The following is a 22484-nucleotide window of genomic DNA, read 5'->3' as shown; positions in this document are numbered from 1 at the left end:
GTAAGCGCTATCGTGATGTCTATCCGACGCATTTAACACATATGTACATTACGTGTCTATTCTTGTACACTTCTGATTAGATGTACAACAGGAACCATTCCTTTCCCTGTTAGTTTGGATAAGAGGTGACAATTTGAAACCGTTATTTTCGTTGGACAGTACGCTCTCTTCCTTTGCGATTCCGATTCCACCTGATATTGTCAAAATACGCACAGGAGAAACTGTGGGTGAATGGGTGGATAAAGAACGAAAGGGCAGAGTAGTCGTCGTCGCTTCTACAACTACGCTCGAACAATCCATTAGCCACATTGTCGCTGGCTCAGCTCTTTCCGATCTGCCAGCAATCGTTATCGTGGATGAACATGGCACTCCTACGGGAATGGTTGAGCCATACCAGCTCATGACTGCCTTTATCGTGTTGACCCAAAACCAGTCTGCCCTGCTCCGTACCTTGATGGATACGATGAGTGAGGCTGTCACAATCGTAGACTCCCGCAATGTCGTCCAACACTGGAATCGGGCAGCAGAAACGATATATGAAATCGATCGCGCCCAAGTCGTCGGAACCTCACTCGATGAGCACTTCGCGAGTGAATCGATTCGCCTGCTCGATGCGCTTCGCCAAGGGACATCTGTTCAACGTGTCTATCACATTCCTCGTCCTGATAGTCATGTACTCATTAATGCGGCACCGATTCGCCGTGAGGGTGAGATTATCGGTGCGATTTCCATCGAACAGGATATTACCGAGCTGGTTCGTCTCAATGAAGAATTAGCACATACGACGGCCCATCTCCATAATTTGCAGCAAGAGATGAGTCGATTTCAGGCAGCAGACGATCCTTTTTACGCAATCAAAGGTCATTCCGCCTCTATACAATCCGCTATTGGTTCCGCTAAAAAAGTGGCGCAGACGGATGCGACTGTGCTGATTTATGGAGAAAGCGGCGTTGGGAAAGAGCTGTTTGCCCAAGCCATTCATCAGGCAAGTCGCCGACATGAGAAGCCTTTTATTGCGATCAACTGCGGTGCCATTCCTGCTGCACTGTTCGAAAGTGAGCTGTTTGGTTATCAGGGCGGTGCTTTTACTGGAGCCGAGAAAAAAGGCAAGCCTGGCAAGCTGGAGCTGGCGCATGGCGGGACGCTTTTCCTCGATGAAATAGGAGAACTCCCCCTAGAATTGCAGGTGAAACTGCTTCGCGCCTTGCAGGAACGACAGTTTTACCGTGTAGGCGGAACAGAACCGATCACCGTCAATACACGGATCGTAGCGGCGACAAACAGACAGCTGGAGCAAATGGTTGCAGACGGTCGTTTTCGCGAGGATCTGTATTATCGGCTGAACGTCTTTTCTCTGGAAATCCCGCCACTGCGCGAACGACGTGAGGATTTGCCAGAGCTCGTGCAAATTTTCATTCATGAGTATTCCGTGGCCCATGACCAATCCGTACCACGCATCTCTCCCGAAGTCATGCAAGCGTTGTTCGAGTACACTTGGCCTGGGAACATCCGCCAGCTTCGCAACGTCATTGAACGTCTGTCGATCCTGCAAGAAAACGGCGTAATTTTGCCTGAGCATCTGCCGTCTGTCATTCGCAGTCACACAGAACCCACACACGTCTCTCTGCACACGCCGATGGGGGGAACGTATGCACCGCCGACTACGACACCGCCGCCCATCATTCGTCCGTCGATTGCGATTGCGTACCCTTCTTCACCTGCGAACGAAAAGGAGCGCATTCTGGCAGCGTTGGAGCGCACATACGGCAACAAAAAAGCAGCAGCCGAGCTGCTCGGCGTATCTCGTGGCACCCTTTACAATAAAATGAAGAAGTTCAATATAAACGAGGAGTCTTTCAAATGGGATTGATAACATGGTCGGATGATTCGTATCAAATCCATTATGCTGGGGAAACGATTGTCCTTTTGCCAAAGGAATACGCCTTGTTTCAATATCTGTACACATGGAAAAACCGGGCCTTTTCAAGGAGTGATTTGCTAGATCGCGTCTGGCCGCTGGAAGAGCCTACTGACCGTACTGTCGACGATCACATATACCGCTTGCGGAAAAAACTGCAAAAGTGGTCTCATCTGCTCACGATTGATACGGTCCGAGGAGTCGGCTATCGGCTTACACTAAAAGAGCAGCCATCGCCTAGTCCATCCGTATTAACCAGTGATTTCTCAGAGAACATCCAGAGGATGCTAACCACCTACCACGGCATGGGTATGGGGGCCGCTTTGCAGACACTCTATGCGAATCAGCAAGTGCTTGGCTTCCAGATGGACTCTTTTTATGCTACCTATTTGCGGTTTGTTGGCGGTGACTTCGGCTGGTTTGTCGAGGATAAACCCCCCCTCTCCGACAAGCTGTTTTATTTGTTTCATTTATACCGTATGACAGAAATTGACTCGCAAAAAACATTAGAAATTTTACAATGGGCTCTGAAAAACGCGAAAAGTATGCCTAAAAATTATCAGGATGAGATGCAAATCACCGCAATCTGTGTCTACGCCCAAGCCAAAGAATGGGAGCGAGCAAAAAAACAGCTGCTTCCTGCCAGGGAGGTTGTTGAGCGAGTCAATTCACCCGGCTTTCAACTCTTTTTTCAAGCGGAAGAAGCCCTCTTGTATCTGCTCATGGGTGAGGTTGAAGAGGCTGAGAAGGTCATTCAACGCTCTGAGGAGATCTTGCAAGAACTCCCTATGCAGCGTGAACTCGGCAGCTTTACTATTACGCGCGGTCTTTGTCTGTACCATCGACAGGAGCTTGCCAAGGCGCGCCGCTTGGTCGATGAAGGTCTGGAGGTCTTACGAAGCACCAAGTTCGTCCCCCATCTCATTTATGGCGCAAAAATGATCTTGTCGTTCTTGAAAGACTTCGGCTACGACCGAGAATGGGAGCGCAAATACCAGAAAATCTGGACTGAATTATCCGAGGAGTACAAGTTCGACTACTTGCAGAAAAAAATTCGTGCCATCATCTCATCCACTATCTGATATTCCTCTGACAAATCCCTTTTATCATCGAGTTAACAGATCGATGGAGGGATTTTTTTGTTAAAAGAAAATAGAACGTTTCGCACGCTGTTCGTCTCTTACGGACTGTCTACGCTTGGCGATTGGTTTGATTTTATAGCGGTATCCATCCTGTTGGGGTTTGTGTGGAAGGTTGATCCGATGACGATGGCCCTCCTGCCCGTTGCCTATGCAGCTCCAAGCATTTTGCTCGGACAGTTTGCCGGGGTACTTGCAGACCGCGTGAACAAGGTTCGGATGATCATGTCCATGAATATCATGCAGGCTGCTTTCACTCTGCTCCTGCTTGTCATGCCGAATCCGTTCTGGTTCCTGGTAGTCATTGCCCTGCGTTCAGGTGCCTCTGTCTTCAACGATCCAGCACAACAGACCTTGACGCGTCAAATCGTACCTAAAAATCAATTGTTACAAGCCTCTGCCTTGAATGGAGCCGTATACCAGATGGGGAAATTGATCGGTCCACTTGCCGGAGGATTGGTAGCGGCCGTTTTTGCACCCGCCATTTGTCTGATGATTAATGCTTCGACATTTCTCCTCTCTACTGGATTTCTGTTCACGATTCGTAAAGTGGAGAAAACGTTGTCTCGTCCATCCGTAGAAGAGCAGCCTCTCCCTTACCGTCAAGCATGGCAAGAGGGCTGGCGGATCTTTTTGCAAAACCGTGTCCTGTTGTACAGCACGATCTTCGCAATCATTACCTCGTTGGCGATTCAATTGGCGGATACACAGTTTCCCGTGATCTTCCGCGAGAAGCTGCCCGACAATCCGGAAATGCTCGGGTTTACAGTCAGTGTCATTGGATTAGGCGCACTTGTCACCGTCACCTGGCTCCATCGCTTAAAAGAAATTCGTTCCTATGGATGGGTGCTGGGCGGTGGCGTTTTGCTCATCGGAATTAGTTTTTCGTGGATTGGATTTTTCCAGCCGGGTGATGGCATGTATTGGCTACTGATTGCTGCTTTGTTGGCTGGAGTTGGAACGGGTCTGACTTCGGTCGGAGCCAATTATCTGGTACAAAAAGAAAGCCCCCCGCAAGCACTCGGCCGCGTGAGAGGAATTATCGATTCATTGACGAGCGCCACTTTCATTATTGCTCCGTTGCTCGGAGGCGTCATTATGACCATCTGGGGTCCAAACACCGCTTTTTTATGGGTCGGAATGCTAATCGCTGCGATTGGCGGAGGTGCTGTCCTCTTACAGCACTGGATTTGGGGGAAACGAACAAAAGACGTGACTGTCTCGACAGCTACAGCTGGATCGGAACGAGCCGGATAATTTTATCGTCCCCTTCTCTGTTGAGTAGCATCTAGGTGCCAATGTCGTATTACCGCTTTGCAGGAGGGGGTTTTCAGCCCCTCTTTTTGCTGTTCACCGAGAAGGACCGGCCTGTCGTAACATAGTGACAATGAGCCGGAACAATTTGATTTACCAGAGAGGCCTTTCCGTTTTTCTTTATCTTTCTTCTTTTGATGCCTTTCAAATGTTGACTGAAGCCGCGTAGGAAGAAGCGGTTTTCCAGTACAAGCGCCTCTGGAGCCCTACTCAGCGAAGGAATGAATGTCGGGGGTTTTCAGCCTCAACCTCTGAAATGTCATCCTCGAACCTCTACTTTTGAGGCCCTCCCGACATTCATTCCGTAGCGGACAGTCCCCGCCTCCCGGCAGGGCGTAGGCCGAAGCGTAGACTGGAAATCCGCTTCTTCCCTCCCCTACAGCCCCTCCAAACTCACCACCAAAAAGGCAAAAAAAAAATTGGTCCCCATTGAACCAATTAACGAAAAGACCTACTCGATTTTCACTTGTCTTCGTTCCTCGATTTGTCGATGCAAAATGTACTTTCGCAAATTGTGAAAATGACGGGCATTGATTCCTTTGATCGTACAGCCGTAAAAATAATTCGGTCCCTCTATTCGCTCATGAATGATAACCAAATCAGTTTTTACTACCCCGTCCGGGCGATTGCGACCATACAATTCAAAGGAAAAGACAATGTGCTGATCCGCGGGAATCTGTTTGTCTGAGCGGAATGCCAAGCCTCCCAGGCTCAAGTTCACCAAGTACACCATTTGACTATAGACGGAAAAAAATGAGTCTGGCTCCTGCGTCGGATACTGGATCCACCCCTTAACCTCCATGTCGAAACGGGGATAGCGTCTGCGCTGCTCCCGAAACTCAGCAGCTGTTGGAGAGTGGAACAAAAATAAGCGATTTTTGTCTTTAGCCACGACTACGGCTTCAAACGTATTAATTGTTTCATAGTCAGCCGTCAATAGACAGGGGAGCTGATCCCCTACTGTGACATCCAATGGGCTGGGAAATACGGCTTCGATCAAGTCCCCTTCTTCATAGGTAACATGACCTTCTATCACTCGATTCCCTTTTCTAATTTGTATTATGCTTTCCATCTGCGTTCTCCACCACTTCGCACAAATATATTACCGGGATTTCCGAAATCTTTACCTGGATGCTTTTCGCGGAAAATAAGGTATAATGGGAACATTGACAGATAGGAGGTTACAGACCGATGAATCGTTATCAATTGGTAACACTGGCTTTGGCATTTTTGGTAACCGCCTGTCTCATCGGAGTTGGCATTGCCATTGGGGAAAAAAGTCCCCTTGGTATCCTTGGCTGTATCGTTGTTGCCTTCTCGTTGATGGGATTTGGCTTTTCGTACAAGCGCAAGCATATGCGCTAACCTCTTCTCCGTTATCGCCGTACAAGTAAACTGTTCACATAAAACAGGACAGAAGGCAAGCCCTTTGCCTGCTTCAGCAGTTGTCTAGCGATAGTATAAATGTGTGGCTGGCTCCGATTTACCTTGCGATCCGCGAGATAAAACGCGACTAGCCCGTCCACGATCATACGGTGAAATGCAGGATTTGGCAAGCGTTTAACGCTTGCCTTTGCTTGTTTTATGAAAAGCTTCAAGCGTTCAGTCGCTATCCGTTCCGAATCGTAATAGCTCACGAAGTTTAAATCTCCACCCATTTTATCTTCTTCCAGGTCAATTAAATAGTCCAATAAAATATGTAACCCGCACAGCCACGGAAAGTAAGCCTCACTTACTGTTTGTATTTGCTCTTCCCCTACATCAGGATCAGTCGCCAAGCAAAAAAGAGCGAATATCCCGATAGTCGAGCCTGTGACAGCAGCAAATTCTTGCCAGTGCAAATCGTGATAGCGGTCTTTGTACTGATCCCACCACGTCAACAGGTGATCCTCGCGCAAATGGGGAGCAATGTGCTTATATACTTGCAAATCGCTATACAAACAAGAAAACTCGAGTATCTTTGCCTGAATTTTTTCATAGGCTGGCAATTGTGCGACATGCTGTTGACAGGTCTGAACCAGCCCAGCCAAAAAGCCGCCGTCATCCTTATCCTCACGGTACAAATAATAGTCTCGTAAGGGCGCACCTGGTGTCAATGCATCCTGCATCGACACATGAAGCTGACGGAAGTCTTGCGGATCTAGTGACGTGCTGCGATCACACAGATTATCCAAGTAGTCGCTGATTGTTTGGTAGGCGACAATCAGCGGAACAATCGTCTCTACATGCGGGATGACCTGTGCTGCATAGACACATCCCCCTTGGCAGTGAAACTTTTTGGAGTCCATGCTGTCTTGTGCCTGTTTTCTCAGCTCGGGATTGGGAATCGCCTGTGCTCTTTTATACCAGGCCGCAAACTCCCGCTCCAGAACAGGTTGCACATGACGATAGACTCGGTAAAGTAGCTGCCATGGATTACGTAGTTCGCTCACTTTCTTCCCTCCCAAAACAAATGTAAAACGGAGGCATTCCAAAGCTTTTACCAGCTTACATCGAAGCCCTCGCTATGACCAATAGAAATATCTTATCACATTTGGATGCCCACTCCAAAAATCAGCACTGAAATACACCAATTCGCCTTTTTGACTCCATGTAGAGTACAAAAATAAACTTCTTGGTATTGATACGCGTAGAAGAGATCGTCGCTTCCATTTGATTCTCCAGCTCCAGCATGCGCTTTCGCACCTCAGTAAAATCGAAGAATGTGGTCGCGTAGCTCTCGAATTTAGGATGACTGTAATCGGTCAGCCCGAGAGAAGCCAGATGGGTTAATGCCTGATAAATGGCTCTGCGTACGCGCTGCTCAGCGGCCTTCGTTTCCTTTTGGATCAGGACAGTCACTCCCTTCCCCAGCTTGCGGGCAGCAACCGCCCAAAAAATATCGCGTAAAGGAGGAAGATTCACTTCTCCATCCCTTTCCTTCTCCCAGCGATACAGCCACTCCATCATGTCGAGTAAATCTTTGCTGCCTTTTTCACTAATCATCCCCAGTTCAGTCAAGAGAAACCGTGCGGAAGATAAGATGCCCATTTCAGGATACGATGTATCTTTTGATGGAGCTGCCGTCATGTTAATCGTGCCGGATAAGACGGAAAGTGACCGTTGAATACCCTCAATGGATTGCTGTAGCAATATGCGTTCCCGTACCTTTTGCAGAACACTGATGACCTCTAGGCGATTCACTGGTTTGGTCACGTAGTATTCGATCCCTGTCGCATACGCCTCAGCGATCATCTCCTTCGTTTCGATTTGCGAGATCATGACAATTTTTCCGGTAAAATGCCTCAGATGGCGCACCGTTTCAATGCCATCTCGATTCGGCATTAAAAGATCAATCAACAAAATGTCTACTTGCTTCCAATTCAAAAAATCGTGGTCAATTTGCGAGCCATCCTCTGCTTCCCCACATACCTCTCCCAAATCAGCATCCTCAATCATTTGACCGAGCATGAATCGAATCGCAGGATCGTCGTCCACAATGAAGTAGCGCATGAGGTCACCCTTTCTGAATCAGAGTTGCGATTGGCAAGCGAATGCAAAATTGTGTCGTTTGTCCGCATGAGTCCTCGGATAAATCAATCATTCCTTGGAGACTGTCTGTCATTTCCTTTACGTATGAAAGTCCGATCCCCGTGGAAGGTCTGCCTGATACGTCGTATTTGGTCGTGAATCCAGGCATGAACAAGAGCTCTTTATCCTTCACCACAATGCCTGGACCATCATCGGTTACGACAAAATGAAGCCACCCCTGACTCTCGTCAATCGAAGCCACGATCGATACCATCCCCCGGTCGCGGATCGCTTCAACACTGTTGCCGACCAGATTGTTGATGAGTGAAAGTGTCGTGTAAATGTGGCAAGCGAGATACGGCACCTCCACATTCGTTTCAAACTGGATGTCCTTCTCCAATAGTCTCGCGTACTTTCGTTGTCCCTGAACAATGATCCCTATCAATTCGCCCAGTGGCATATAGTCTCGATCATTCTCGTCAGAAATCAGCTTGGAAAGACCAGCATATATGCGTTGATTGTCCTTTTTCACTTCATGCACTTGTCCGGCAAGGGATAGCAACCGCTTCGCGTAACGCTTGCTCGTCCCATTCTTTTGTTCCACCTCGTTCATCTCGCGATACAGCTCATAGCAGCTGCGTGTGATTTCCTCAACCTGATGCAATGTCTTTTTTAGGAGAACAGATTCCTCGTACAAATTGGAAATGAGCATCAACATCTGCTCGTTTCGAATACGCTGTTGCTTTTCCATCCATTTCGCCTGACGCAGCTGAATCATATTGAAAAAACTAAGGACAAAAAAACTGCGTATCAATGCAATCACAGCAATCGGCCCTACAACCTCCAACTGAAAAACTCCCTCCCAGGACACTGCACGGAAGGACAGCTCTACCAAATTCGCTGCTATTTCTGCGACTGTCCCCAACAGCCCCACCCAAAGCGGTCGATGATGTAGCGTATTAACGCGAAAGAGCGAGAATAGACAAGCAAAGGCAGCATAATAGCAAAATGCAGGGAAGTGCATCTGAAAAGAAACCAGAAGCGAAAAGGCATCCTCATACAAAAAATCCAAGACTATTCGAAATAGAACGACAATTAATCCAGTTACGACCCCTGCCAAGAAAGAAGGACGCAGCCACAATAAAAAAAAGAAAAAAGCCGTTGTACCAAAGCTAATCCGAAACTCATCCTGAAACGGGTGAAATTTAAGCTCTCCGGCAATCGGGACAGCAATGAGCATAAGCAGCAGAATTGAAATGTTCTCTCTCATAAAATGTTGCCCGCACTTTCTCATATGAAATTGTTCAAAAAGCCGTTAACGTTTATTTCTTAGTTTACTATATTTTTCTATAGAATTTTGTAGTTTTTTATAGACCTCCCCTTACAATGCCGAAGAAGGCCATATAAACAGAATTTTTAGACTAAGGGGGAATTATCTTGAAGAAGCGTCATTTTCTTCTCTCGCTCACACTGCTTCTGTCCATGTCGCTCATGACGGCATGTGGAGGTGGCGGGAACTCTGCTCAAGGAGGGGCAGGTGGAGGCAGCTCCAGCTCGGGAGGAAGCGCCGATCCCTCTCAACTAATTCTTGCAACAGGCGGTACAGGAGGCACCTATTTCCCACTCGGCGGCGGCATGGCTGACCATATTACGAAAAACGCCGGGATCACTGCTACAGCCCAAGCCACAGGCGCTTCAGCAGAAAACATTCGCCTCATTCGCGATAAAAAGGCGGACATCGCCTTTACGCAAAACGACATTGCCGAGTATGCGTCAAAGGGAACGAACATGTTCCAGCAAGACGGTAAAATTGATTCCTTCCAGGCATTGGGCGCTCTCTACGATGAAACCATCCAAATTGTCGTCTCTGCTGACAGCAATATTAAAAGCGTTGCCGATTTGAAAGAGAAGCGCGTATCTGTAGGCGCTCCGGGAAGCGGCACAGAAGTGAACGCTCAGCAAATTTTGGAAGCATACGGGATGACCTTTGAAGATACGAAGCTCCAGCGCCTCTCCTTTGCTGACTCCGCCAAAGCCATTCAGGACGGGCAATTAGATGCTGCCTTCCAAACGGCTGGTACGCCTACCGCAGCAATCACGGAGCTGGCAGCGACAACTGGTGTAAAAATCATTCCCATTGACGCGGACAAAATCGATGCAATCATCGCCAAATATCCTTACTACGTGAAAACAACAGTCCCTGCCCATACGTACCAAACCGTTCCAGAAGAAGTGACAACCGTCTCCGTCAAATCGATGCTCTTGATTCGCTCCGATCTGAGTGAAGACCTCGTGTACAAAGTAACAAAGGCGATCTTTGAGAACAGCGACAAGCTCGGTCACGCCAAAGCCAAGGAAATCAAGCTAGAGAACGTGAAGAACGGCGTCAGCATCCCTGTTCACCCGGGGGCACAAAAGTACTTCGACGAAAAAGGCGTGAAGTAAAGCCAGATGGTTTTTATCCAGGCAGTAACAAAAGGAAGAGGGCGGACGTTGTTCCGCCTTTTCTCCTTCTTTTTTCTCATCACTGTCTTTTATGTAGGCATCTCCACTCCACTGTTTCCCGCTCTGGTTATCCGGGATACACAGTCAAATCAAGTAGTTTGGAGTGCCAACATACAGGATGAAGCAGCCTTTGGCATTCGCTGGACTCATTCCATTCATCGCTCCACAATCGAGGAGCAATACCGGATTGTAGACGGTCAAATTATTTTGTCGGAGATGAGCTTTCACGACTACGGTATCGGCATGGAAAATGAATTGGCTCCTGGCGAGAAGCTGGTTCTCGCAGATGGACGATTCCACATTCGCAATATGCAGCGGTCTTTTCCTGCCCTCCGCCTGTTTATCGGGCAAGTACGTGCTAATCATACGTTGCTTTTCGCTGGACAGGATATTCCGTTGAGCTTGATCGACAATCCGGGAGAAGCCATCACGATTCAGGCAGAAAAGCGATCCATTCTGAGCGAGTTAGGAGGTTACTAGAATGAGTACAACAACGAATATAAACCAGCAAGAGATGGATAAGCTGATCGCGCAATACGACAAAGAATCAGCCACACGCCAGCTCGCGGGTCCCATGAAGTGGATCTCCTTTGGTCTACTTGTCCTTTTCTCCCTGTACCAATTATCCAGCACGCTTTTCTTCACGCTTCCTCCCCAGATTCACCGCCCGATCCACTTAGCCTTCGGGCTTGCCCTTGTCTATCTGCTATATGCAGGGACATCCAAAGGCAAACATAACAAAATCGGGATCGTGAACATGATTCTCGCTCTGTTAGGTGTCTTCGTCTCACTCTATTGGGTCATTGACTACGAGGGACTTGTGACCCGAACAGGCAACTATACGACGATGGATATGGTTGTCGGCGGTATTGCTGTCTTGCTTGTACTCGAGGCTGCACGACGAGTCGTCGGAATTCCAATTGCTCTCATCGCCACCATTTTTCTTTTATACACCTACTTCGGACCTTACATGCCAGGCTTTTTGGAGCATCGCGGCAGTGATGTCGAGCGGATTATCGGACACAGCTACTACACGCTGGAGGGGATTCTCGGTACTCCGCTCGCCGTTTCCTCTACCTTTATCTTTTTGTTTGTGCTGTTTGGTGCGTTTCTCGAAAAAACAGGCGTCGGTGAGTATTTTAACGATTTGTCGCTGGTCATTGCAGGTAGACGTATCGGCGGTCCGGCGAAGGTAGCCGTTTTTTCCAGCGCCCTGCAAGGGACGATTAGCGGCAGCTCTGTTGCCAATGTCGTTACCTCTGGTGCCTTTACCATCCCGATGATGAAGCGGCTCGGCTATCGCTCCGAATTTGCCGCTGCGGTGGAAGCCTCGTCCTCTACCGGGGGACAAATCATGCCGCCAGTCATGGGAGCTGCTGCCTTTTTGATGGCGGAGTTCATCGGTGTTCCTTACTTGGAAATCGCCAAATCAGCGATTCTTCCTGCGATTTTGTTTTTCGTAGGGATCTGGATTATGACGCATTTTGAAGCGAAGCGACTCGGATTACGCGGACTCTCGAAGGAAGAACTGCCGAACAAAAAAGAAGTTTTGAAAAAAATGTACCTGCTCCTTCCCATCGTGATTATTATTACAGCCTTGATGATGAACATCTCCGCCGAGCGCTCCGCGATTATCGGTATTGTCTCTACAATTGTCGTAGGAGCCTTCCGAAAAGAAACCCGCATGTCTATTGCTGATATTTTTGCAGCTCTTGCCTCAGGTGCCAAAATGGCTCTTGGCGTCGTCGCTGCAACTGCGTGTGCCGGAATCATTGTTGGTACGATTACGTTGACAGGCATTGGGTTGAAGCTGGCAAATGGTCTGATTGATTTGGCGGGCGGCCAGCTTTTTCTTACGTTGTTCTTTACCATGATTGCATCGCTCATTTTGGGAATGGGAACGCCAACAACGGCGAACTACATTATCACTTCGACCATCGCGGCTCCAGCGCTCATTCAATTGGGCGTTCCTGCTATCGCGGCTCACATGTTTACCTTCTACTTCGGAATCGTCGCAGACATCACTCCACCAGTTGCGCTTGCTGCCTTTGCCGCATCAGGCATTGCCAAGTCAAAGCCAATCCAGACAGGTGTAGAATCAACGCGGCTATCGATCGCCGCTTTTATGGCTCCCTATATTTTCGTCATCTCGCCAGCCTTGCTGCTCATTAATACCACCTTGCTGGAATCGATCTGGGTCATGCTGACATCTATAATTGGGATGATCGGTGTGGGAGCAGGATTGATCGGGTACTGGATGTCCAAGCTAAACGTACTGGAGCGAATCCTGGCCATTGCGGGTGGCGTGCTCGCGGTCATCCCCGGAATTGAAACGGATATCGCCGGAATTATTTTGATCGCACTCGTATATTCCCTGTCGTATTACAAAGCCCGCAAGCAAAAGCAAGCTGTACAAACGACACTGTAAAAAAAACCAAAAACCCTCCCAAGCATTCGTTTCCTGTTTTCAGGAAGCTCTTTTGCCCAGGAGGGTTTTCTTCATTTATTCTTCTTGTTCGCTTTGAATGATTTTGGTCCAGCCGTCTACTTGCTCCACACGGCGTTCCTTCATCAGCTTGCCGAGTGCTCGCTTGAAGCTGGACTTGCTCATTTGGAATTTTTCTCGGATGACATCCGCTTCCGTCGAATCGGTATAAGGCATAGCCCCGTCACGATTGATCAAATAGCGCAGCAGCTTGTCCGCATCTTCGCCATACTGTACTTCCTTGCGCTCTTTCATGGAACCGTTCAGACGACCATCCTCACGTACAAAGCTAATGCGGCAGCGCACCGTTTGTCCGAGGCGCAGACGCCCCACCATTTCATCACGATGAATGAAAAGGATATGCTCGTCCTCCGTCAACAGGAATGCACCTGCTTGAATCACTTTGTAGACCGTACCCTCGACAGATTTGTTTTTCATACTCTCATCCGCCATAGCTGCGATCTTGACGATTTCGTTTTCAGTGACCGGCTTTGCCAAGAGTCTGCCGAGCTTGTCTTGCTTCAGCGCTACCAGCATTTGATCCTTGGGACGCGGCCATTCATCGCTATGCTTGGGCAGGTCATCGATGAATAAGAGCAGGTCCTTGTTAATGCCGTTGTCCAGGAATACACCCATGCGCGGAGAAATGTCCACGACTTCTAGCCAGCCGTATTCACCCATGCCGACATGAGGCATGTCCATGGTCGCAGCCAATCGGTTTTCGTGATCATGGTACAAAAACACTTCGACCTCATCATCGATATGTAAACGCTCGTGCGCTTCATTGGCATGGAGAAACACTTCGTCTTTGCCATCGCTCAAGAAATAGCCGATTTCCGTTTTACGCGCTACCGTCATGGTAAGCGTCATCCCTGCCGCCAAATTGCCGTTCTGAATGATTTGGGGCTCACGCTTTTCACGCATTTGTCTTTTGTACATATGTATTTTTTCCTCGCTCTCTACCTTTGTGCACACTAACTATACCCATCTCCCGCAAGAAAATACCACAACTTTTTTCTAACAAAATAACGATGCCCAACGAAATAGGCAAGTCTTCCATTCACGGACATACATATGACAGTAAGACTGGCTTGGCCCTACTTTTTCAAGACTGGAGTGACTCTTGCCTATGCTGTTGTTGCTTGAACATATTTTTCTCGGTATTGTACAAGGCTTGACTGAATTTTTACCGATATCCAGCACGGGTCATCTCGTTTTATTTCGCAAAATGTTTGGTATGCAGGAGGTCGGCCTTTTATTTGACACGATGCTTCATTTCGGTACGCTGATCGCTGTCGTTATCGTCTTTTGGCCACAGGTTCGTTTTATCATCATGAATCCGAAGAGCAAGCTGACAAAGCTATTGGTCGTAGGTACGATCCCTACAGCAGTGATCGGACTCGCCTTTGAAGATTATTTTGAAGAAATCTCGCAGACAGGCATTACGATCGGGTGGGAATTTCTTGCGACAGGCGCGATCCTCTGGGCGGTGGAATCCATGCGCCGTGGAAATCGGAGATTCGAGGAAATCAACTACACGGACGCCCTCATCATCGGGACACTGCAAGGTGCTGCGATCCTGCCTGCTATTTCCCGCTCAGGACTGACGATTGCCGGCGCTCTCCTACGCGGGATCGACCGCGCTGACGCTGCGCGCTTTTCGTTTTTAATATCCTTGCCAGCGATTCTGGGTGCTTGTGTCTTGCAAACAGCCAAGCTCGTAGAAACACCGCTTGAAACAGCTTTATTGATCCCGATGCTCGTGGGCACCATGTTTGCCGGACTTGCTGGATATGTTGCCATTCGCTGGATGCTTACGATTATCAGTACAGGCTCGATGAAGGGCTTCGCCATCTACGTCTGGGTATTAGGTGGGTTCATTTTACTCATGCAGCTCTTGGGCTGGTAATGCAAAAAAAGCCGGCTACTTGCTCGCCGGCTTTCATCTGCTTTCTTCCTTGTCTGGATAACGACTGGCAATTAATTTGCCTACCAATAAAATAACGCCGTAGAACGCTGTTGCCAAAAGCGAGGTAGCCAGCCACGTCGCCGTCCCCAATACCAGATAGAGCGCGGCATGAGCAACAAAGATACCCACCAGCCACACCATAATGTTCATTCGATTAAAAAATGTCATCAAACTACGCAATTACCTTGCACCTCCACCATTCCATTTACTACTGTTATAGCCGATGGAACGGTGTTTTATCCCCTTACCGCTCTCCAAGATCAGGATGAGGCACTATAACTGCAAAGCCTGCTCGCTCCAAAATTTCTGCCAGTACCGAAAGAGGCGTGTCGGCAACCTCTCTGTACATTTTCGGCGTATGCAGATGGATTGCATCAGGAAAATCTTCACTTAAATGCGTTCGCAATTTTTTCCCGCTGTCGTCTTCATCAGTAAATAGGTATATCTCATCTGCATCTGCTACTTCCGTTTGAGCGAGCAGCTTCTCCCCTTTTTCCAAGCTATAGGAACCGTACGTACAAAGAATCGTGACAGGCTCAGCCAGCACCCGAAGCAAACGTTCTTTGTCTGTCTTCCCCTCCACGATCATGACACACCCTGCCATCCGCTCCCATCCTCCCTGACGCACCCTTTTTATTTAGTATACCTCAACTGCCGTCTAGGAAAATGAGGATGACTACTCCCCCGCGAAACAAGACATCTTAAGTAAGCATCCATTAGCAAATAGGGGGTAGTAATATGTCCAAATTCAAAAGCGCCAAAAACCTGAATCAAAAAGGATTAGCCGTAGCAGGGCTAACCAGCAGTACCGTTGCAGATGATACGCATACCGAAGACAACCAAGGCGCTTCCTATCAGCACCAACACAACAACGAAAACATAAAGAATCAAAAATAAAAGGAATGAAATGGTTGCCTGGATAGCGATTCCTTAGTAAGATAGTTTTATGAATATTGAACAACTTGAACTCACCGAAAAACGAATCAAGATTTTTAAAGCGTTGGCAGATGAGACAAGGCTAGCCATTTTAAAGGCCTTATATCATTCCAGCAACGAGCTAAGTTGTACAGAAGTGGGTTTGACCTGCGATACTTCCAAGTCCAATGCCTCCTATCATTTCAAGACACTTCGAGAGGCAGGACTGATCAAAGTAAGAAAGGAGGGGCAAACACGGTACATGCGCATTTATAAAGAGACATTTGATCAAATTCTGCCTGGCTTTTTAGATACCTTATAATTGGTATCCTTTTTTTGCTCTTTAGTTCAAAGGTTATTTAACTATATAATTACAAAGAGGAGAGTTTTTTATGGAGCGCCTATTTTTGATGATCTTTTTCTTCACCATGTTTTTGATCGGTACGAATACATTTATCATTAGCCCACTGCTGCCAACCTTGCGAGAGCTATATCACGTATCCACTAATCAGGCAGCTTGGCTGATCGGAACCTATGCTCTCGGATTTGCTTTAGCCGCTTTAATCGCCGGCCCGCTATCTGATAATCGAAATAGAAAACATGTGATGGCAGTCGGTATGCTCGGATTTGCCCTTTCCACACTTGCATGCGCCTTTGCACCTAGTTTCACCGCGATGCTTTTCTTTCGCTTTCTTGCCGGGATCTGTTCAGCCTTTATCGGTCCGCAGGTGTGGGCCGCCATTCCTGTTTTGTTTCCTCCTGCTCGTATCGGAAAAGCTATGGGGGTTGTCATGGCAGGTCTTTCGGTTTCCCAAGTGATCGGTGTACCTATCGGCAGTTTTCTGTCAGCTTATCATTGGTCGTTTCCTTTTTTGGCTGTAGGAATTGCTTCTCTCGGAGCTTTTGTACTCATCATCCGAAAACTTCCTGATCTATTGCCTCCTACCTCCATACCCGGACTTGGAACCACCAACGCTATTTTTGCACGTTACAAGGATCTGTTGCGACTGCCGCAAGCTTCACGCAGCTTTATCGGCTATTTCGTTTTTATGACGGGTGTCTATGCAGTCTTTTCATTCTATGGCGTATGGCTTTCCGATCAATATCAGCAATCTGTTACTGAAATTGGCTTGATCACTTTAGTTATCGGGCTTGGCAACACCGTTGGCAGCTTACTCAGCGGTTGGTTACTCGAGCGTTGGAAGAGAAGTACGATTTTGACCGTTGGGTTTCTGGGCAGCGCCCTGCTCTATCTTGTTTTGCCTTACATACCGGGAATCGGCCTTTTGCAGGTTGTCCTCTTCTTCATGTATTGCTTCGGCGGTGTACTCGTGCCTGTCCTGATGGGTTACTTGCAATCATTGTCCGACACCTCGCGCGGTACCATATCGAGCTTGGCTAACGCTTGCATGTACATAGGAACTTTCATTGCCTCTTCTTTCGCAGGCAGTTTGTATTCGATTTTTGGTTTCGTGGGGGTCAGCACCTTCGCCACCTTCACTTTTCTGATCGCCTATTTTCTCTTCGTTTGGAGGACAGGTAAATTACATGTAACCGCACAAGCTTGAGTCCTTTACTTTCCCTCTCCGCCTTGCTACGCTATGGTCAAATTCATTTTATCGCAGTCAGCAGAACGGAGAGGGTTAGATGGATTCGCCTTCATCTTTGTGGAAAAATGGGTCGTTTCTCAAGCTATGGCTAGCGCAATTGATGTCCAACATTGGAGATCAGTGCTACAGCTTTGCCTTGCTCTGGTATTTGCTTCAAGCAACGAAATCAGGAACGGTGCTCAGTCTCCTCGCCATTCCGGAGATGGTTGCTGGCCTGCTGTTTTTCCTCATTAGTGGCGTACTTGCGGACCGATACAGTCCACGCCTGCTTATGGTTGTGGCTGTCCTCTCACGAATTGCCGTGGTGATCGTCGTTGGCTTCCTTACAGTGATGGGAATCGAGCAGTTTTCGTATTTTCTTATAGCCCAATTTGGGTTAGGATTGTTCTCCAGTCTGTTCCAACCCGCCCGGACTGTGGCGATCAAATCAGCAGTTCCCGTGGATCAGCTAGGACAGGCAAACGCCATTTTGGATACAACCATGCGAACAGTTCGAATTATTGCACCAATGACAATCGGGCTTGTCGCCTCTTTCTTGCCACTTTCCACCTTGTTTTTTATCAACGCAGGCAGTTATCTCATCTCGGTATTCTTTCTTCAAGCACTTCGCCTCTCTAAGACCGATCATTTCCCTGTCAAAATGACACCTCGCCAGTACATCCGTGATATTACCTCAGGAGTACAAGAATTGAAGCGAAATCGAATATTGCTGTTGGTCCTACTCTTTGGCAACATGGGCTTTCTCATTTGGCAGGTCACGTATACGGTGGGCTACCCCTTTTTAGCCGAACGCATGCAACAAGGCAACGGAAGTATATTAGCCATCCTGTTTGGTTTTTATGGAATCGGAAATTTGTTGGGGAGTCTGTACATGACCCGGACGAGTTCTACTCGCTATTTGTTTCTCATTTTAATCGGGTGGTCTTTTCAGGCATGCGGGTCCTTTTTACTCATGATGGGAGGGAGTGCTTCCTGGACCGCTTTCCTCGGAGCTGCCGTCTCAGGAATAGGGGGACCGCTCATCGGCATTCCTACCGTGACTGCGATTCAAATGAAAGCATCCAGCAACAGTACAGGCAAGATATTCGCAATCAATTTGCTTGTGCTCACCTTCTTTTCGACGTTGTCCAGCAGCCTCGGTGCAATCTGGATGGGCAAATGGCCCGTCGAGCAGCTTTTCCTCGTCAGTGGACTATTCCTCGCTGCCATGAGCTTCACTGGCTTCCTAATTGAAAAACGAGCATCAACCGAACAACACCAATCCTCCTCTGCTTAAGACGGAAGGATTGGTGTTTTCTCATTATTTGCAAAAAAACAATTGCATCCGAAATTTTCATGTCATATAATCTGACATAAATAAATTCGCGTCAGGTTATCTGACACAGAAAAGAGGTAGATGGATGGAACCTACTGTCGCAAGTCTCTCGTCTGCCATTGACGCCACATGGGTCATGGTCTCGGCCATTCTGGTCATTCTCATGCAGGTTGGATTCGCCCTGCTGGAAGCCGGTTCTACTCGCATGAAAAACGCCGGTCACGTCGCAGGCAAAACGGTCCTTACCTTCGGCATCTGCTCGATTGCCTTTTGGGCGTTCGGCTTTGGGCTGACCTTTGGAGACGGGAACTCTTTCATTGGACTTTCCGGATTCTTTTTTGACGGCATGCAAAAAGACGCTTTCTCCGCTTTTTCCGCTGCAACTGTACCTATCTCGATTCTCTTCCTCTTTCAGCTCGCTTTTGCAGCCGTTTCACTCGCCATCGCCTGGGGCGGTTTTGCTGAACGCGCCAAGCTATCCATTTATTTTCTGTTCAGCGTACTATTTACTGTCCTCATCTACCCTGTCGTCGGTCACTGGGTATGGGGCGGAGGTTGGTTGGCGCAGCTCGGGATGCAAGACTTCGCTGGTTCTACGGTTGTCCACCTTCAAGGCGCCATCGTCGCACTCGTCGCCACTATCCTTTTGAAACCCCGCATTGGAAAATACAATCGCGACGGCAGCTCCAATCTGATTCCTGGTCACAACCAAGTCTACTCTGTCCTAGGTGTCCTGTTTCTCTGGATCGGCTGGTTCGGCTTTAATGCTGGCTCCACGCTCGGCAGCACATCTGGATTTTTCGGCTATATCGCTGTCACTACCAATCTTGCTACCGCAGCGGGCGCTGTCGCCGCTCTTGCTATCTCCTGGATCGTCATGGGAAAAGCAGATATTCCAAGCATGCTCAACGGCGTCCTCGCAGCTCTCGTCGCGATTACAGCATCCTGCGCCTTCGTCGATCCGTGGGCAGCTGTCGTGATTGGTTCTGTGTCAGGTATTCTAACATTTTATACATCTATTTGGTTTGACCGCATGGGGATTGATGATCCTGTCTTCGCTTTTTCCGTGCATGGGGTGGCTGGTATATGGGGAACGTTGTCCACGGGCTTATTCGCTACCCCGGAGCTTGTCGAAAAGGTCGGCGTAGGCAGTCCTGGGCTGTTTTATGGTGGCGGTCTGCATCAACTAGGGGTTCAGGCCTTGGGCTTGGCTGGCTCCGCGCTCTACGTCTTCGTGGTAGCCTTCATCATTTTGTATGTGTTAAAAGTAACCATTGGCCTGCGAGTCACTGAAGAGGAGGAGGTGGTTGGTCTTGACCTTAGCGAACACGGGGGATACGGCTATCCCGAACTACTCCAGCCTGAACGCGCACGACCGACTGGATCTACTCAAAGCAGCACCTCTCATTTTCTCACCTGAACAAGTGGAAAAAATACGGAATGTTGACTCCTTTGACGAGCTGGCCGTATTGCGACGCGAATTGTTGGACCCTTCCCCGTTACGTTCATTAAATCGCGCAGGGGAATTAGCCCCCTTTTCCATCGTCGTCAATCTGATTCACGACAATCTCATCCGACAAGGGGTGCTCCTCGCTGTGAACGACCTTGCCAAAAGAGGCTTGGGTACCCCTCCCATCCCCTTTGCCTTTCTGCAATTCGGCAGTGGCGGCCGATCAGAGCAAGCACTCATCAGCGATCAGGATAACGGTCTCGTCTATCAACTGCCAGATCATCTGGGCGAACAAGAAAAAGAGAAGATACATGGCTACTTTCAATTGTTAGGGGCGACGATCGTTGCTGGTTTGGAGGTAGCTGGCTATCCTCCCTGCCAAGGGAATGTCACTTGCCTCTCCCCAAAATGGCGAGGAAGCACCGAACAATGGCTGGACCAAATGGACAGATGGGTCTCTCACCCCATCTGGGAAAACGCCCGTTATTTACTGCTCGCAAGTGATGTTCGTGTCCTATGGGGTGAATCGGCTATTTTTACTCCCGTCCATGACCGTTTCCGTCAATTGCTTGCAGGAAACGTCTTCTTGCTGAATCGACTGGTGAGCAATACGCTGCATTATCGAGTGCCGCTCGGAATCTTCGGCAGAGTTTTACCTGAAGTCCATGGTCGCTTCCGCGGCGCCATCAATGTGAAGTATGGCATCTATTTGCCACTGGTGAATTGTGTACGGCATTTTGCCTTGGCGAATGGAATCTTTGCTAGTTCTACTTTGGAACGCTTAGATCTACTCGGCGAAAAAGGCGTCTGGAGCAAAAGCTTTTGTGACGAGGTAGCCGCGTACTTCCGTCAAGTTCAAGGTCTGCGACTGATCGCTCCCCTCCATTGGGAAGACGGACAATACACAAGCAATAGCTATATCAAACTAGGGGAGCTTTCTCCTGACACCCAAGTGATGGTGCGACAATCGATGAAGCTAGCGATCCGCCTGCAAAAAATGACAGAAAAGCTCCCGTCCATTTTGGGGCGATAGGAGGAGTTTTCGTGGCAAAATGGGACTTATTCGGTCGCATTTGGCATATGAACCGTGACATGCCGGATATTGCAGATGATAAACAACACATCGCCTATTTGCGCTCCATCTCCAAAGTGAATAAACAGGTCGATTCCAGTGCCGATATTCCTCTACACGATCTGGAGGTTGTCGTCGTCGATCTGGAAACGACCGGTTTTTATCCCGATCACGGGGACGCGATTATATCGATGGGAGCAGTCGCCATGAGAGGAGAACACCTCCTCCTCGGCGATTCTTTTTATACGTTGGTCAATCCCGGACGGGCGATTCCTCCACACATCCGCTCTCTCACCGGGATTACCGATGATATGGTTGCCGATGCTCCTCCGCTATTAGAGGCTTTGTCCCGTTTTTTTCAATACGTTGGAGATCGGCCACTCGTTGCCCATCATTCTCGCCATGAGCGTGAATTTTTGCGATCTGGACTTTGGAAAACGAGTCGGCGTCCATTTACCCATCGCATGCTGGATACGATGCTGCTCATCCGATTGTTGAATAATCCGATTGGCAACGGCTCGCTGGACGCCCTCTGTGCGGCCCACGACATCCCGATCTCACGCAGGCATCACGCTTACTGTGACGCTCTTGCCGCTGGAACGCTCTGGGCGAAGTATTTGGTAAAAGCACAATCCCAGGGATTTACAAACCTGCGGCAGGTTTACGAAGCCGCACGCTAGAATTCGTTCGAATCGTTCAATAAGTCCTACCAACCAACATGAGGAGAGAATATTATGCTACAGATCAGAGACGCAGTTCTGAGTGACCTGCCCGCTATGCTCGCTATTTACAACTACGCAGTGGAAAATCTAGTTGCGACATTTGACTTGGAGCCACAGACCTTGGCCCAGCGCGAAGTGTGGTTCCACAAGCACGGTGGCAGACATCCGATCATCGTCGCCGAATACGAAGGGAATGTGATCGGATATTGCAGTCTGTCCGTATTCCGTGAGAAGCCCGCCTATCAAAAATCAACGGAACTGTCTATTTATATCGCCCCTGATCAAAGCGGGAAAGGTGTCGGCACTACCTTGATGAGTGCGATTCTGGAGCGCGCCAGACAACTCGAATACCACACGATCGTGAGCGGAATCGTAGGTGGCAATGACGCCAGCGTGAAGCTGCACGAGAAATTCGGTTTTACATTGGCAGGGAGGTTTCAAGAGGTGGGATTCAAGTTCGGAGAGTGGCACGATGTTCATTTCTATCAATGGATGGTCAAGTAACAACATACGAAAAGCCGACACCCCTTTCCAAAAGGAAGTGTCGGCTTATTTGTTTT

General features: G+C 48.6%; 23 protein-coding genes. 16 read left to right on the top strand and 7 right to left on the bottom strand.

Annotated elements, in window-relative coordinates:
- Positions 1-133 precede the first annotated feature (133 nt).
- The 3 genes from BBR47_RS04955 to BBR47_RS04945 are packed head-to-tail and all read left to right on the top strand — an operon-like array spanning position 134 to position 4314.
- On the top strand, positions 134-1870 hold the full coding sequence (locus BBR47_RS04955; protein WP_041749257.1) for a sigma-54-dependent Fis family transcriptional regulator: 1737 nt from the start codon (positions 134-136) through the stop codon (positions 1868-1870).
- Positions 1861-3000, top strand: a complete 1140-nt coding sequence (locus BBR47_RS04950) for a winged helix-turn-helix domain-containing protein (RefSeq protein ID WP_012684656.1) — start codon at positions 1861-1863, stop codon at positions 2998-3000. The genes BBR47_RS04955 and BBR47_RS04950 overlap by 10 nt, the downstream gene beginning before the upstream one ends.
- 57 nt (positions 3001-3057) lie before the next feature.
- A complete protein-coding gene (locus tag BBR47_RS04945) occupies positions 3058-4314 on the top strand; it encodes an MFS transporter (RefSeq protein WP_012684655.1) in 1257 nt (418 codons plus the stop codon).
- Positions 4315-4822: 508 nt separating this feature from the next.
- On the opposite strand, the gene BBR47_RS04940 is transcribed toward BBR47_RS04945, so the two are convergent.
- Complete coding sequence (locus BBR47_RS04940; RefSeq protein WP_012684654.1) at positions 4823-5443, bottom strand: PilZ domain-containing protein; 621 nt, start codon at positions 5441-5443, stop codon at positions 4823-4825.
- A gap of 119 nt (positions 5444-5562) precedes the next feature.
- Here BBR47_RS04940 and BBR47_RS31065 point away from each other — a divergent pair, with 119 nt between their 5' ends.
- The gene (locus BBR47_RS31065; RefSeq protein WP_007722723.1) at positions 5563-5736 is read left to right on the top strand and encodes a YlaF family protein; all 174 of its coding nucleotides are present in this window, start codon (positions 5563-5565) and stop codon (positions 5734-5736) included.
- Positions 5737-5747: 11 nt separating this feature from the next.
- On the opposite strand, the gene BBR47_RS04930 is transcribed toward BBR47_RS31065, so the two are convergent.
- From BBR47_RS04930 to BBR47_RS04920, 3 genes are all read right to left on the bottom strand, one after another.
- A complete protein-coding gene (locus BBR47_RS04930) occupies positions 5748-6803 on the bottom strand; it encodes a tetraprenyl-beta-curcumene synthase family protein (RefSeq protein WP_012684653.1) in 1056 nt (351 codons plus the stop codon).
- 121 nt (positions 6804-6924) lie between these two features.
- Positions 6925-7863 (bottom strand): response regulator, encoded by a 939-nt coding sequence (locus BBR47_RS04925; RefSeq protein WP_012684652.1) that lies wholly within the window; start codon positions 7861-7863, stop codon positions 6925-6927.
- Positions 7864-7867: 4 nt separating this feature from the next.
- Positions 7868-9151: a sensor histidine kinase gene (locus tag BBR47_RS04920; RefSeq protein ID WP_041749256.1), complete on the bottom strand. Its 1284-nt coding sequence runs from the start codon at positions 9149-9151 to the stop codon at positions 7868-7870.
- A 167-nt stretch (positions 9152-9318) separates the two neighbouring features.
- Here BBR47_RS04920 and BBR47_RS04915 point away from each other — a divergent pair, with 167 nt between their 5' ends.
- Genes BBR47_RS04915 through BBR47_RS04905 form a run of 3 tightly spaced genes read left to right on the top strand, consistent with a single transcriptional unit; the run spans position 9319 to position 12814 of the window.
- On the top strand, positions 9319-10326 hold the full coding sequence (locus BBR47_RS04915) for a TAXI family TRAP transporter solute-binding subunit (protein WP_041749255.1): 1008 nt from the start codon (positions 9319-9321) through the stop codon (positions 10324-10326).
- A 6-nt stretch (positions 10327-10332) separates the two neighbouring features.
- Positions 10333-10866, top strand: a complete 534-nt coding sequence (locus BBR47_RS04910) for a DUF1850 domain-containing protein (RefSeq protein WP_012684649.1) — start codon at positions 10333-10335, stop codon at positions 10864-10866.
- A gap of 1 nt (position 10867) precedes the next feature.
- Entirely contained in the window at positions 10868-12814 is a 1947-nt protein-coding gene (locus tag BBR47_RS04905; protein ID WP_012684648.1) for a TRAP transporter permease, read from the top strand.
- 75 nt (positions 12815-12889) lie between these two features.
- On the opposite strand, the gene BBR47_RS04900 is transcribed toward BBR47_RS04905, so the two are convergent.
- On the bottom strand, positions 12890-13810 hold the full coding sequence (locus BBR47_RS04900; protein WP_041749254.1) for a CvfB family protein: 921 nt from the start codon (positions 13808-13810) through the stop codon (positions 12890-12892).
- 190 nt (positions 13811-14000) lie between these two features.
- Between BBR47_RS04900 and BBR47_RS04895 the strand changes: the two genes are divergently transcribed.
- Positions 14001-14780: an undecaprenyl-diphosphate phosphatase gene (locus BBR47_RS04895; protein ID WP_041749253.1), complete on the top strand. Its 780-nt coding sequence runs from the start codon at positions 14001-14003 to the stop codon at positions 14778-14780.
- A 33-nt stretch (positions 14781-14813) separates the two neighbouring features.
- Here the strand turns inward: BBR47_RS04895 and BBR47_RS04890 are convergent, their stop codons facing one another.
- Both BBR47_RS04890 and BBR47_RS04885 read right to left on the bottom strand, forming a co-directional pair.
- Entirely contained in the window at positions 14814-15020 is a 207-nt protein-coding gene (locus BBR47_RS04890; RefSeq protein WP_012684645.1) for a hypothetical protein, read from the bottom strand.
- 64 nt (positions 15021-15084) lie between these two features.
- A complete protein-coding gene (locus BBR47_RS04885) occupies positions 15085-15444 on the bottom strand; it encodes a toprim domain-containing protein (RefSeq protein WP_012684644.1) in 360 nt (119 codons plus the stop codon).
- Between the two features lie 134 nt (positions 15445-15578).
- Here BBR47_RS04885 and BBR47_RS31150 point away from each other — a divergent pair, with 134 nt between their 5' ends.
- The 8 genes from BBR47_RS31150 to BBR47_RS04850 all read left to right on the top strand — a co-directional run bounded on the left by BBR47_RS31150 (position 15579) and on the right by BBR47_RS04850 (position 22428).
- A complete protein-coding gene (locus tag BBR47_RS31150; protein WP_012684643.1) occupies positions 15579-15737 on the top strand; it encodes a hypothetical protein in 159 nt (52 codons plus the stop codon).
- Positions 15738-15786: 49 nt separating this feature from the next.
- The gene (locus BBR47_RS04880) at positions 15787-16077 is read left to right on the top strand and encodes an ArsR/SmtB family transcription factor (RefSeq protein WP_012684642.1); all 291 of its coding nucleotides are present in this window, start codon (positions 15787-15789) and stop codon (positions 16075-16077) included.
- Positions 16078-16147: 70 nt separating this feature from the next.
- A complete protein-coding gene (locus tag BBR47_RS04875) occupies positions 16148-17323 on the top strand; it encodes an MFS transporter (protein WP_012684641.1) in 1176 nt (391 codons plus the stop codon).
- 79 nt (positions 17324-17402) lie between these two features.
- Positions 17403-18641 (top strand): MFS transporter, encoded by a 1239-nt coding sequence (locus BBR47_RS04870; RefSeq protein WP_012684640.1) that lies wholly within the window; start codon positions 17403-17405, stop codon positions 18639-18641.
- 124 nt (positions 18642-18765) lie between these two features.
- Positions 18766-20100, top strand: coding sequence for an ammonium transporter (locus BBR47_RS04865; RefSeq protein ID WP_012684639.1), 1335 nt, complete (start codon positions 18766-18768; stop codon positions 20098-20100).
- 49 nt (positions 20101-20149) lie between these two features.
- The gene (locus BBR47_RS04860; RefSeq protein ID WP_173362214.1) at positions 20150-21163 is read left to right on the top strand and encodes a DUF294 nucleotidyltransferase-like domain-containing protein; all 1014 of its coding nucleotides are present in this window, start codon (positions 20150-20152) and stop codon (positions 21161-21163) included.
- A gap of 11 nt (positions 21164-21174) precedes the next feature.
- Positions 21175-21882, top strand: a complete 708-nt coding sequence (locus BBR47_RS04855; RefSeq protein WP_012684637.1) for a 3'-5' exonuclease — start codon at positions 21175-21177, stop codon at positions 21880-21882.
- Between the two features lie 54 nt (positions 21883-21936).
- Positions 21937-22428, top strand: a complete 492-nt coding sequence (locus tag BBR47_RS04850; protein WP_012684636.1) for a GNAT family N-acetyltransferase — start codon at positions 21937-21939, stop codon at positions 22426-22428.
- Positions 22429-22484 lie beyond the last annotated feature (56 nt).

This window comes from Brevibacillus brevis NBRC 100599, assembly GCF_000010165.1.
Lineage (GTDB): Bacteria > Bacillota > Bacilli > Brevibacillales > Brevibacillaceae > Brevibacillus > Brevibacillus brevis_D.
Note: the sequence above shows the minus strand (reverse complement) of the source record. Positions and strands in the feature narration are given on the sequence as shown.

Coding starts and splice junctions, on each gene's coding strand:
- BBR47_RS04885 (WP_012684644.1), bottom strand. CDS start 15,444: ATGGCAGGGTGTGTCATGATCGTGGAGGGGAAGACAGACAAAGAACGT.
- BBR47_RS04925 (WP_012684652.1), bottom strand. CDS start 7,863: ATGCGCTACTTCATTGTGGACGACGATCCTGCGATTCGATTCATGCTC.
- BBR47_RS04870 (WP_012684640.1), top strand. CDS start 17,403: ATGGATTCGCCTTCATCTTTGTGGAAAAATGGGTCGTTTCTCAAGCTA.
- BBR47_RS04910 (WP_012684649.1), top strand. CDS start 10,333: ATGGTTTTTATCCAGGCAGTAACAAAAGGAAGAGGGCGGACGTTGTTC.
- BBR47_RS04895 (WP_041749253.1), top strand. CDS start 14,001: ATGCTGTTGTTGCTTGAACATATTTTTCTCGGTATTGTACAAGGCTTG.
- BBR47_RS04940 (WP_012684654.1), bottom strand. CDS start 5,443: ATGGAAAGCATAATACAAATTAGAAAAGGGAATCGAGTGATAGAAGGT.
- BBR47_RS04950 (WP_012684656.1), top strand. CDS start 1,861: ATGGGATTGATAACATGGTCGGATGATTCGTATCAAATCCATTATGCT.
- BBR47_RS04850 (WP_012684636.1), top strand. CDS start 21,937: ATGCTACAGATCAGAGACGCAGTTCTGAGTGACCTGCCCGCTATGCTC.
- BBR47_RS04920 (WP_041749256.1), bottom strand. CDS start 9,151: ATGAGAGAGAACATTTCAATTCTGCTGCTTATGCTCATTGCTGTCCCG.
- BBR47_RS04875 (WP_012684641.1), top strand. CDS start 16,148: ATGGAGCGCCTATTTTTGATGATCTTTTTCTTCACCATGTTTTTGATC.
- BBR47_RS04865 (WP_012684639.1), top strand. CDS start 18,766: ATGGAACCTACTGTCGCAAGTCTCTCGTCTGCCATTGACGCCACATGG.
- BBR47_RS04900 (WP_041749254.1), bottom strand. CDS start 13,810: ATGTACAAAAGACAAATGCGTGAAAAGCGTGAGCCCCAAATCATTCAG.
- BBR47_RS31150 (WP_012684643.1), top strand. CDS start 15,579: ATGTCCAAATTCAAAAGCGCCAAAAACCTGAATCAAAAAGGATTAGCC.
- BBR47_RS31065 (WP_007722723.1), top strand. CDS start 5,563: ATGAATCGTTATCAATTGGTAACACTGGCTTTGGCATTTTTGGTAACC.
- BBR47_RS04905 (WP_012684648.1), top strand. CDS start 10,868: ATGAGTACAACAACGAATATAAACCAGCAAGAGATGGATAAGCTGATC.
- BBR47_RS04880 (WP_012684642.1), top strand. CDS start 15,787: ATGAATATTGAACAACTTGAACTCACCGAAAAACGAATCAAGATTTTT.